This window comes from Actinoplanes sp. NPDC051851 (assembly GCF_040681165.1).
Lineage (GTDB): Bacteria > Actinomycetota > Actinomycetes > Mycobacteriales > Micromonosporaceae > Actinoplanes.
Window position 1 is genome coordinate 59,248 of the sequence record NZ_JBFAYF010000050.1, and the last position, 11,032, is coordinate 70,279.

Here is an 11,032-nt window from a genome sequence, read left to right on the forward strand (position 1 = left end):
CCGCCACACCGGTAGCCCGGCCGCTACTCTGCGGGCAGAAGGCGGTGATCCCATGCGACGACGTACCTTGCTGACCGGGGCGGGGGCAGTAGCCCTCACCACCGTCGCCGGCCCCGCTCCGGCCATGGCCGTCTCGCCGGATTCCGGACCCCGCCTGGAACAGCTCCTGCCGGCCCCGAGCATGTCCGCGGCGCCGACGACCGTCGCGCAGGCCACCGCCGACGTTGCCGGTGTCACCCGCGCCTACCGCGACGCCCGGTACACCTCGGTCGCCGCAGCGCTGCCCGCCGTACTGGCCGGCCTGCACGCCATCGCCACCAACAGCACCGGACGAGATCACGACACCGCCCGCGCGTTGCTGTCACGCACCTACCAGGTGGCCTCCAGCCTGGCCACCAAACACGGCGACGACGCGATCGCCCTCACCATGGCCGACCGTGCTCGCGCCGAAGCCGCCAGCTCTGGTGACAACCTTGAGATCACCGCCGCCGCCCACGTCCTCGCGATCACCCTGCGACGCGACGGCCACCACACGGCAGCCCTGGACCTCCTGGTAGGTACCGCGCAGCAACTCGACATCAGCCGGCCCGAACCCGATGTCCTCGCCGGATACGGCAGCCTGCTGTGCACCGCGGCCTACACCAGCGCTCAAGCCGGCAACGCAGACGCCGCAGACACCTATCTCCGCGAAGCCACCGCGAGCGCCGACCGGCTCACCGGCAGGCGTAGCCCCGCCGGCGTCGTCCCGTTCAGCCCCGCCACCGTCGCGATCTACCGCATCGGCGTGCACACGACCCTCGGCGACACCGCCACCGCGCTGCGCCACGCCGCTACCGTCAACCCAGCCCTGCTGCCCACCGCCGAACGCCACGGCCGGTTCCTGGTCGACACCGCACGAGCATGGGCTCGGCACGGCCGCGCCGACCGAGCCGCCCACGCCGTCCTGGCCGCAAACCGGCACGCCCCTGAGGAAGTCGACCGGGCCAGCGTCCGCGATCTCGTCACCACTCTGCTGTACTCGCCGACCCCGACCCCTGCGGCACTGCGCGACCTTGCCGCCCGTATCGGGGTCCGATGACAGCCGCCGACGCAGCCACCCGACTGCTGACCTCTGCCAACAAACCGCTGACCACCTGACAAGCGGTCGCGGCCGGCGACGAACCGGCGCTGGTCGAGATGGCCACCGACCCCGGGGTACGCCGTTACCTCGGCGGTCCGGAGGACCAGGCGACCGCGGAGGCTGACGCGGCCGAGAAGGTCCGCGCATCACGGTGGAACCAGTTCGTGATCATCGACCGCGCCACCGGTGCGGTGGCCGGCAGCGGCAGCGTGGACCGCAAACGCGGGCCGTGGGAGATCGGAAGGTCATCGTGACCGATGGCACCGGTCCACCCCGAGTCCGTCTCGCAGGTCGCTCGAGAAGACACACCCGAACGGATCCGCCCTGGTGGCTCGCCATGCGAGGACATGCGGGACATGCCGCGCAGGTGAGCCGCCAGGGCGGGCGGGGCTAGGCGCCCGGGGTGAAGACGGCGTGCAGGTGCTGGGGGGTCGGGGCGAGGCGGTAGCGGGGGAGGACGCCCTGGCCGCAGGAGGCGGTGCCGACGCCGCTGGCCGCGGCGTCGAGGGAGAGCCAGGTCTCGGTGGGGGCCGGGAGTTCGTGGTCGTGGGGTGTGGCGGCGATCAGGTCGCGGGACCACGGGCGGACCGTGAGCAGCAGGTCGGTGCCGCGGACGCGCAGGCTGCGGGGGCCGAGGGTGAGCGTCGCGTCGTCGATGACGCGGGCGCCGTGTTCCTGGGGGCGTACCGTGCGGACCGCGAAGGTGTCGCGGTCCGCGGTGAAGGAGCCGGAGCGGGCGCCCTGGCCGGTGTCGGGGTACTGCGGGCCCGGGCCGAAACCGGTCCACGCCACCCGGTCGGTGACGTGCGGGAGGCGCAGGTCGACGCCGGCGCGCGCCCAGTCGCAGGGCCAGGGGCCGTACGGGGTCAGCGTCAGGTCGAGGGCCAGGGACGTGCCGTCGGTGGTCCAGCGCCAGATCACGTCGACGCCGGCGTCGATCACCGGGGGGCCGGTTCGGGTACGCACCACCAGGGCGGGACCGTCGGTGCCGATCTCGACCAGGCGGGTGCGCAGGTCGTGCAGGCGGGCCTTGGCCCAGCGCTCGGCCACCGGGGGGAGGGCGGGCTCGTCCCAGCCGACGCCGCGATCATTCTCGGTCGGGGCGCGCCAGAGCGAGACGGCGATCCCGGACAGGTCGAGGTCGCCGATCCGGGTCGGCATGCCGGTGCGGGTGTCGAAGACGGCGGGCCCGACGGCGATCTCACGGGAATCGGCGGCGACCGGGGCGAGAGCGGTGGGGGCGAGCGTGATCTGGGCGCGCGGCGGGATGTCCTGCGTCCAGGCGATCTCGTGGCCGGTCTCCCGCTCGCGCAGGCTGATCGTCACCACGCCGTCGGCGGGCAGTTCGACCGGGACGACGGCGGACTCCCCGGCGGCGACGACCGGCAGTTTGATCTCGGTGTCATCGTTGAGGAGAGCGGCCAGGTGGGACAGGTCGAGGCCGTGGTAGCGGTTGACCACGGTCAGCGTGGACCGGTCCGGGGAGATCTCCAGGGTCACCGGGGCGAAGACCCGGGCCAGGTCGGCGAGCGCCGGGCCCGGGGTCTTGTCCGCGTGGACCAGTCCGTCCACCACGAAGCTGCCGTCGTGGACCTTCTCGCCGAAGTCGCCGCCGTACAGCTGAATGGAAGGATCCTGAGGGGTCAGGGCGTGCTCGACCCACTCCCAGATGAAGCCGCCGGCCAGACGCGGGTAGCGGTGGAACAGGTCCTGGTATTCGGTGAGGCCGCCGGGGCCGTTGCCCATCGCGTGGGCGTACTCGCAGAGCACGAACGGCAGGCCCGGCTCCTGGCCGATCTGCTCGACCTCGTCGGTCGTCGCGTACATCCGGGAGTAGACGTCGACGTGCCGGCTGCGGCGGTCGCCCTCGTAGTGGACCAGGCGTTCCGGGTCGCGCTGCTTGGCCCAGATCGCGATGGCGTCCAGGTTCGACCCGATGCCGGCCTCGTTGCCGAGGGACCAGATCAGGACGCTGGCGTGGTTCTTGTCGCGTTCGACGGTACGCCGCATCCGGTCCTCGAACGCCGGCAGCCACTGCGGGTCGTCGCTCGGATTGTCGCGCCACCCGGTGAACTCGAAGCCGTGCGTCTCCAGGTCGTTCTCCAGGATGACGTAGAGGCCGATCTCGTCGCAGAGGTCGAGGAACCCCGCCTGCGGCGGATAGTGCGAGGTGCGGACCGCGTTGATGTTGTGCCGCTTCATCAGCAGCAGTTCCTCCCGGGCGACCGCGGGATTCACGGTACGGCCGTGCCGGGGGTCGTGCTCGTGCCGGTTCACGCCGCGGAAGAGCAGGGGCGCGCCATTGAGCAGGAGCACCCCGTCCTCGACGTGGACCGTGCGGAACCCGATCCGCAGGCTGACCGTCTCGGCCGGGGTGCGGACGGTGGCGTCGTAGAGCACCGGGGTCTCGGCGGTCCACGGCTCCACCGCGGGGAGCCGGTGCACGACCCCGGTCGCGGCGTCGTGCAGGCCGAGGGCGGGGACACTCAGGGTCGCGGGTTCGCCGGAGCTCACGTCGACCCGGAGCGTGCCGTCGTGGGCCGCGTGCACGAAGACGTCGTCGATGCCACCCTGCGGGCGCGCGAGCAGGGTCACGCTGCGGAAGATGCCCGGCATCCACCACATGTCCTGGTCTTCCAGGTAGCTGTGCGCCGACCACTGGGCGAGGCGGACGGCGAGCACGTTGGTGCCCGGGCGCAGCACCTCGGTGACCGGGAACTCGGTGGTCAGCCGGCTGCCGCGCAGGGTGCCCAGTTCGGCGCCGTTCAGCCAGACGGTGGCCGCGCCGTCGACGCCCTCGAACCGGAGGACCGCGGGGTGTTCGAGGACGTCGGCGGCCGCCTCGAAGGTGACCAGGTGGTCGTAGACCGGGTTGTCGTCGGGCGGGTACGGCGGGTCCACCGGGAACGGGAACTGCACGTTCGCGTACGTCGGCGACCCGAACCCCTGCAGCGCGAGGTGGCCGGGAACCCGCAGGTCGGCCCAGTCCCCGGCGTCCAGCGCGGCGCCGGGCCGCTGCCAGCCGTCGTCCTCGGCGTGCCGGGGGGAGGGGCGGTGCCGTACCCGCCAGACGCCGTCGAGCGGCTGCGCCGGGGCGTCCGAACGCAGGTGCGCGCGGGGCGGGAGGCCGCCGCGACCGGGCAGCGGAGAGGCGAGATCGTTCACGGTGGTGGAGCTCCTGTGCTGTTGGCGCTGGTGCTTGTCAGTACGGCTGGGAGTGTTCGTCAGTTCGGGACGCGTGCGTTCGGGGTGCGCGTGCTCGTCAGTTCGGTACGTGTGTTCGTCAGTTCGGTACGGAAGTGCCGGCCCGGGCGAGTGCCAGAGCGCCGTCGACGGGCGGGGCGGTCAGTAGTCGCAGGGTCAGGTCCGGTGCGTGGGCGGTCAGGGCTTCTACGAGTCGATCTTGCAGCACGGGCTGGGCGGTCAGCACGCCACCCGCGCCGACGACCACCGTGCCGAGGGCGCCGCGGCGGCGGACGGCGGCGAGATTGCGGGCCAGCGTGCCGGCGGCCTCGTCGATCACGGCGTTCGCGACCGGGGAGCCCCGGTGCAGGGCGTCGAAGATCAGCGGGGCGTGGCGGCCCCAGTCGTACGGCTGGTCGTTGGAGAACGCGAGCGCCAGATCGGCGGGGGAGTCCACCCGGTACGCGCCGTAGAGCAGGGCGACCACCGGGTCGGCGGCGGCCGCGGCGGGGCCCTCGTCGTCGGCGAGGCGGAGCCCGCGGCGGACGGCCTCGCGGACCAGGGCGGGCGCGCTGCCGTAGTCGGCGAGCAGGATGCCGTAGCCGTCGGCGGTGATCACCTCGCCGTCGGCGCCGGTGCCCATCGCGATCGCGCCGGTGCCGACGATCAGCTGGAGGGAGTGGTCCAGGCCGACGGCGGGGCCGAGGAGCTCCGCGTCGTTGACCACGCGTACCGGCCAGGGCAGGTGTGCCGCCAGCGCGGACGCCGCGATCTCCCGCTGTTCGACGGTGTCGAGAGCATGGAGTCCGACAACGACCATCTCAACAGCATCGCCGGAAAAGTCGGAAATAATGCGAGAAAGACGCTCGAAGTTGGATAAATCCGAGAAAGTGGGAGCGTGCCGCCACTCGGAGGACGGAACGATCAGGTCCCGGCGGACGACACCGCTGTCGGCCGGCCCAGCGCTGTCGGCGGTGAACCCCTCGATGGCCAGATGGGTCTTGGTCCCGCCGACATCCACGCCGACAACTGCCTTATGCAAGATAAACCGATCCTTTCGTACGCCGTGCCATCAGCTCGCCGGCACCCAGCAGCGCGGCGTCCCCGCCCAGCCGCCCGGTGACGATGCGCGGAATGAACGGGATCCGCCCGGTCAACCGCTGCTCCAGAGCCCGCACCGTGCCGCCGGTGTCCGCCGGGAGCACCCCGGAGAGCACCACGACCTCGGGATCGAAGACGGACGCCAGCGCCCCGAGCGAGAGCGCCAGATAGTCCAGCGCCTCGTCCGCGGCCGGCCCGCCCGCGTCCAGCACCCGGGCCACCTCGCCGCCGATCCGCGACTCCATGTCACCGGTCCGCGCGAACAGCCGCCCGAACGACTCCCGTCCGCTCAGCAGGTGCCCGATCTCCCCGGCCGCCGCCCGCGATCCCCGGATCAGCCGCCCGCCGTCGACCAGCCCCGCGCCGACGCCGATCCCCAGCACCACCGCGACCAGGCTTGTCGCGCCGGTACCCGCCCCCTGCGCCCACTCGCCGAGCGCGATCGCGTTGGCGTCGTTCTCCACCAGGCAGGGCAGCCCGAACCGGTGCTCGACCACGGATCCGACGGCGAACTGCTGCCAGCCCAGCTCCTCCGAGTTGGAGACCCGCCCCTGCGCATCGACCACGCCCGGCACCGAGACGGCGACGCCGAGCACCGCGCGCTGCGCCTCGCGACAGCGTTCGAGGAGTTCACCGATCAGATCAAAAGCGTCTTTCCCGTACGCCCGGACGCCCGCCGATCCGTCCACCCCGACCAGCATGCCGCGCGCGCCGTCCGCCGAGACCGCCGCCGTGACGATCACCCGGCGCTCGCCGGCGAACCGGAAGAGTGTCGACGGCCGCCCGCCGCCGGCGGACCGTTCCGCCCCGGCCCGCTCGATCAGGCCCTCGTCGAGCAGCGCCGCGCAGAGCCGGTCCACGGTCGCGGGACTGAGCCCGGTGCGTTCGCGCAGCGCGGAGCGGGTCAGCGGGCCGTGCTCCTCGAGGGCGTCCAGCACGGCGGTGCGGTTGATGTCGGTGACGACGCGGGTCGTCGCGGTGCGCGCCGTCGTACCCCGGACCGTCATCCTCGCCCCCTCGGGAAAAACCCGGCATGACCAACCCCGGCATGACCAACCCCGGACTTAACCATCAGTGCGATATGTAACCACGCTCGAAACTATTTCCTCAAGAGATGTGATCATGGGCCTCTCCGCTGGTTGACCCGTTTCTCCTCGTACTGATAGTAAATATGATCATGGCGGGTACTGTCCTCGACTTCATTCACGAGCAGCCGGCGATGCTCCGGCGACTGAACGACCGCGTGCTGGCCCCGGAGCCCGCCGCGCGCCGTGTCGTCCTGGTCGGCTCCGGCACGTCCTACCACGCCTCCCGGATCGCGGCCCCGGCCTTCGGGAACGCGGTCGCCGGTGAGCGCGCGCCCACCGGTGAGCGCGCGCCCGCCTTCGGGAGCGTGCTCGCCACGATCCCGTCCGAGGCGCCCGGGCTGACCGCGGACGATCTGGTCATCGGGGTCTCGCAGTCCGGCACGAGCACGGGGACGCTCGCGGTCCTCCGGCAGGCCCGGTCGGCGGGCGCGCGCACCGTCCTCGTCACCGCCGAGCCCGCGCCGCCGTTCACGCCGGATCGCCTCGTCGACATCGACTGCGGGCCCGAACCCGTCGGTGCCAAGACCAAGGGCTTCACCGCCACGGTCCACGCGCTGCGCCGGCTCGCCGGTGACGCGCGGCCGGTCACGGCGATCACCGGGGAGCTGATCGCCTCCGCCGTCGAGGCCGCGAGGACGGTCCGGCCGCCGACCGCCGTTCACATCGTCACCTGGGGCGACTGGCATCCGCTCGCGGACGAGGGCGGACTCAAGATCCTGGAGATGTCGCTGCTGCCGACCGAGGTGTGGAACGTCGAGGAGTTCCTGCACGGCCCGCATCGCCGACTCTGTGCCACGAGCCTGCTGGTGATCGTCGGCGGCGACGAGCCACCGCGCCGTCATGCCGACGCGCTCGCCTCTTTCGTACACGCCATCGGCGCCCAGGCTCTCGCCGTACGGGAGAAGCAAGAAAAGGGTGACGTGCTCGGCACGGTGATCGACCTCCAGGTCTTGGGGGTGACCCTCGCGGAGCAGAGGGGCATCAGCCCCGAAGCGGACCCGTTTCCCGGCTTCCACAGCAGACTCGGCAGTAAGTAAGACGTCAGCAAGATCCAAGGAGAGTTCGCCATGCCCCGCGCCCATCTCACCCTCGACCCGGCGTTCCCGATCGGGCCGGTCCGCCGGCGTCTCTTCGGCGGCTTCGTCGAGCACCTCGGGCGGCACGTGTACGACGGCATCCACGAGCCCGGCCACCCCACCGCCGGCCCGGACGGCTTCCGCCGCGACGTCGTCGAGCTGGTCCGCGAGCTCGGCGTCAGCACGATCCGCTACCCCGGCGGCAACTTCGTCTCCGGGTACAACTGGGAGGACGGCGTCGGACCGGTCGAGCAGCGCCCGCGCCGGCTCGACCTGGCCTGGCATTCGACCGAGACCAATCAGGTCGGCCTGCACGAGTTCCAGGACTGGCTGGACCTGGTCGGCAGCGACCTGATGCTCGCCGTCAACCTCGGCACCCGCGGCATGCCCGAGGCCCTTGAGCTGCTGGAGTACGCCAACACCACGTCCGGTACGGCCCGCTCCGAGCAGCGCGCGACGAACGGGCGGCAGGATCCGTTCGGTGTCGAGATGTGGTGCCTGGGCAACGAGATGGACGGCGCCTGGCAGCTCGGCCACCGGGACGCGACCGACTACGGCAAGCTCGCCGCGATGACCGCGCGGGCGATGAAGCAGCTCGACCGCAATCTGAAGCTGGTCGTCTGCGGCTCCTCCAACCGCGACATGCCGACCTTCGGCGCGTGGGAGCGGATCGTCCTGGAGCACACCTACGACGACGTGGACCTGATCTCCTGCCACGCGTACTACGAGGAGCACGACGGCGACCTGGCCAGCTTCCTCGCGTCCGGCACCGACATGGACGCGTTCATCGACAGCGTGGTGGCCACCGCCGACCACGTCCGCGCGGTCAAGCGCGCCGAGAAGCGCATCGAGATCTCGTTCGACGAGTGGAACGTCTGGTACCACTCGAAGTGGGCCACGGTGGAGAAGGAGTTCGCCCCGGACGACTGGCCGGTCGCCCCGCGCCTGCTGGAGGACGTCTACTCGGTCGCCGATGCGGTCACCGTCGGCGGCCTGCTGATCTCGCTGCTCAACCACGCCGACCGGGTCGCCTCGGCGAGCCTGGCCCAGCTGGTCAACGTGATCGGCCCGATCATGACCGAGCCGGGCGGCGACGCGTGGCGGCAGACCACGTTCTACCCGTTCTCGCTGACCTCGCGGGCCGCCCAGGGCACCGCGCTGCGAGTCGCGCTGGACGCCGACGCCACGCCCACCGCCCGCTTCGGCGAGGTGCCGGTGGTCTCCGCCGCCGCGACCACCGACGGCGACGGCATCTCCCTGTTCCTGCAGAACCGGGACACCGCCTCACCCACGACGGTGACCGTGGACCTGTCCGCCTTCGGCCGGCTCAGCACGGTCACCGCCTCGGGTATCTGGGACGAGGACCCCTACGCGGTCAACGACCTCGCGAACCAGAACCGGGTCACGCCGCGGACCAACGAGACGGCGGCGCTCTCCGGCTCCACGCTCACCATCGAGCTGCCCGCGGTCTCCTGGACCGTGGTGACCATCTCCTAAACCGGTCTCCTAAACCGGTCTCCTAAACCGGTCTCCTAAACCGGTCTCCTAAACCGGTCTCCTAAACCGGTCTCCTAAACCGGTCCGCCGAACCAGCGGGACAGGGCTTCGTCCAGGTCCCGCTGGTCGTCGCCGGCCCAGGCCACGTGGCCGTCCGGGCGCAGCAGCAGGGCCGGGACGTCCACCGCCGCGGTCGGGTCGGCGAGCAGGCCGACCCGGTCCGCCCAGCCACCCGTGGTCAGCCGCTCGGTACGGTCCAGTAGCAGGCCACGGCCGTCGCGCAGCAGGTCGTAGAGGCGGCCCTGCTTCACCTCGACGTCGCGCAGCCGCCGTCCGACCAGGTCGGGACCGCCGCCGAAGTCGTAGCGGACGCCGATCCCGGCGATCTTCGCGATCAGGTGACGGTTCACCTCCTCGATCCCCATCAGCTCGGCGAACACCCGGCGCACCGCCCGCCGGCCGGGCCCGTCACCGACCAGCTCGGTCTGGGCGCGGGTGTTGTCCAGCACGTCCGCCGCGACCGGATGCCGCTCGGCGTGGTACGTGTCGAGCAGCGTCTCCGGTGCCCAGCCGTTCACCTGCGCGGCCAGCTTCCAGCCGAGATTCACCGCATCCTGTACGCCCAGGTTCAGCCCCTGCCCGCCGAGCGGTGGATGGATGTGCGCGGCGTCCCCGGCGAGCAGCACCCGGCCCACCCGGTACCGCTCGGCCAGCCGGGTGGCGTCGCCGAACCGGGACATCCAGCGCGGCGAGTGCATGCCGAAGTCGGTGCCGGCGACCGCCCGCAGCCGCTCCCGGACGTCCTCGATGGTGGGCTTCCGGTCGCGGTCGGCGACCCCGGCGGCGGGGACCACCACGCGGTAGAGACCGGGCCCCGCTGGCCCGATGATCAGTCTCTTCTCGGTCTCCCGGACCGCGTTCGCCCGGGCGACGATCTCGTCCGCGGGCAGGTCCGACGCCAGCTCGCCCATCAGCGTCTCGTTGCGGGTGGGCTCGCCGGGGAAACCGACACCGAGCAGCTTGCGTACGGTACTCCGGGCGCCGTCGCAGCCGACCAGATAGCGCGCCCGCAGCCGCTCGCCGTCGGCCAGCTCGACCGTCACCCCGTCGTCGTCCTGATCGAATCCGGTCACCGGGGCGCCGTGCCGGACCTCGGCGCCGAGCCCGGTCGCGTGCTCCTCGAGCAGCTGGACGATGACCGGCTGCGGGATGCCCAGCAGATAGGCGTGCGCCGAGTCGAGGCCCTCGGGCGGGGGCGCGGGCACGGCGGCGAAGAACCCACCGGCCGGACGGCGGCGGCCCTTAGCGGCGATGCGGTCCAGTAGCCCGCGCATCGCCATCAGCTCGATGCTGCGGATGTGCAGCCCGACGATGCGGGCGAAGGAGGCGGGCTCGGTCTCCTGGTCCAGCACGAGGACCCGTACGCCGTGCAGCCGCAACTCGGCGGCGAGCATCGCGCCGGTGGGCCCGCAGCCGGCAATGATCACGTCCATGGGTGTCGCCTTTCGGGAGTGCCTCGGCGCTCCCGGCGACACCTACATCAGTCGCCCGACCGTGACGGCAGGGGGAGCACCCGGTTCGATACAGCGTTCACGGGTCCCTCACCTCCTCGCACGACGTCGCGGTCGTCCGGCAACATACCGCCCCGCCGACCACCCGTCCAATCCTTTCCGCCGCTCGCTGCCGCCGCTCGCTGCCGCCGCTCGCTGCCGCCGCTCGCTGCCGCCGCTCGCCGCCGGCCGGGCTCCGCGGGTGAGCGGATCTCTCTGGCTGGCGCTCCGGGGTGTCTCGGGTGCTTGGAGGGACCCGTGAGCGCCAGCTCGTCCGGTTCGGCTGGTGGTGAGGGGTGCCTCGAGCCCTTCCAGGCACCCCTCACCCAAACCCCCAACACCGCGGCCCGTTGGGGCGCGGGCGGGCCCCCCCACCCCCCCCAAAAAAAAAGGCGGGGGGGCCGTGCCCCCGCGAGG

7 protein-coding genes and 1 pseudogene are annotated in these 11,032 nt (G+C 72.1%); 4 read left to right on the forward strand and 4 right to left on the reverse strand.

All coding sequences use genetic code 11. The features are described from left to right. The first annotated feature begins 52 nt into the window (after nucleotides 1–52). Together AB0M08_RS35515 and AB0M08_RS35520 are read left to right on the forward strand one after the other, a co-directional pair. Nucleotides 53–1,078: a hypothetical protein gene (locus AB0M08_RS35515; RefSeq protein WP_364503241.1), complete on the forward strand. Its 1,026-nt coding sequence runs from the start codon at nucleotides 53–55 to the stop codon at nucleotides 1,076–1,078. Nucleotides 1,079–1,158: 80 nt separating this feature from the next. Beyond that, a pseudogene (locus AB0M08_RS35520) lies at nucleotides 1,159–1,374 on the forward strand (hypothetical protein); the annotation flags it as partial. Nucleotides 1,375–1,510: 136 nt separating this feature from the next. Here AB0M08_RS35520 and AB0M08_RS35525 read toward each other — a convergent pair. The 3 genes from AB0M08_RS35525 to AB0M08_RS35535 all read right to left on the reverse strand — a co-directional run bounded on the left by AB0M08_RS35525 (nucleotide 1,511) and on the right by AB0M08_RS35535 (nucleotide 6,411). Continuing rightward, nucleotides 1,511–4,285, reverse strand: coding sequence for a glycoside hydrolase family 2 TIM barrel-domain containing protein (locus AB0M08_RS35525; protein WP_364503244.1), 2,775 nt, complete (start codon nucleotides 4,283–4,285; stop codon nucleotides 1,511–1,513). Between the two features lie 118 nt (nucleotides 4,286–4,403). Next, a complete protein-coding gene (locus tag AB0M08_RS35530; protein ID WP_364503247.1) occupies nucleotides 4,404–5,123 on the reverse strand; it encodes a hypothetical protein in 720 nt (239 codons plus the stop codon). 214 nt (nucleotides 5,124–5,337) lie between these two features. Beyond that, nucleotides 5,338–6,411 carry an ROK family transcriptional regulator gene (locus AB0M08_RS35535; RefSeq protein WP_364503250.1) on the reverse strand — a complete coding sequence of 358 codons (1,074 nt, stop codon included), beginning with the start codon at nucleotides 6,409–6,411 and terminating at the stop codon, nucleotides 5,338–5,340. A 170-nt stretch (nucleotides 6,412–6,581) separates the two neighbouring features. Between AB0M08_RS35535 and AB0M08_RS35540 the strand changes: the two genes are divergently transcribed. Both AB0M08_RS35540 and AB0M08_RS35545 read left to right on the forward strand, forming a co-directional pair. Then, the gene (locus tag AB0M08_RS35540; RefSeq protein WP_364503253.1) at nucleotides 6,582–7,529 is read left to right on the forward strand and encodes an SIS domain-containing protein; all 948 of its coding nucleotides are present in this window, start codon (nucleotides 6,582–6,584) and stop codon (nucleotides 7,527–7,529) included. Nucleotides 7,530–7,559: 30 nt separating this feature from the next. After that, a complete protein-coding gene (locus tag AB0M08_RS35545; RefSeq protein WP_364503256.1) occupies nucleotides 7,560–9,065 on the forward strand; it encodes an alpha-N-arabinofuranosidase in 1,506 nt (501 codons plus the stop codon). A 74-nt stretch (nucleotides 9,066–9,139) separates the two neighbouring features. On the opposite strand, the gene AB0M08_RS35550 is transcribed toward AB0M08_RS35545, so the two are convergent. Next, the gene (locus AB0M08_RS35550) at nucleotides 9,140–10,558 is read right to left on the reverse strand and encodes an FAD-dependent monooxygenase (protein ID WP_364503259.1); all 1,419 of its coding nucleotides are present in this window, start codon (nucleotides 10,556–10,558) and stop codon (nucleotides 9,140–9,142) included. Nucleotides 10,559–11,032: the final 474 nt, after the last annotated feature.

Coding starts and splice junctions, on each gene's coding strand:
- AB0M08_RS35515 (WP_364503241.1), top strand. CDS start 53: ATGCGACGACGTACCTTGCTGACCGGGGCGGGGGCAGTAGCCCTCACC.
- AB0M08_RS35530 (WP_364503247.1), bottom strand. CDS start 5,123: ATGGTCGTTGTCGGACTCCATGCTCTCGACACCGTCGAACAGCGGGAG.
- AB0M08_RS35535 (WP_364503250.1), bottom strand. CDS start 6,411: ATGACGGTCCGGGGTACGACGGCGCGCACCGCGACGACCCGCGTCGTC.
- AB0M08_RS35540 (WP_364503253.1), top strand. CDS start 6,582: ATGGCGGGTACTGTCCTCGACTTCATTCACGAGCAGCCGGCGATGCTC.
- AB0M08_RS35545 (WP_364503256.1), top strand. CDS start 7,560: ATGCCCCGCGCCCATCTCACCCTCGACCCGGCGTTCCCGATCGGGCCG.
- AB0M08_RS35550 (WP_364503259.1), bottom strand. CDS start 10,558: ATGGACGTGATCATTGCCGGCTGCGGGCCCACCGGCGCGATGCTCGCC.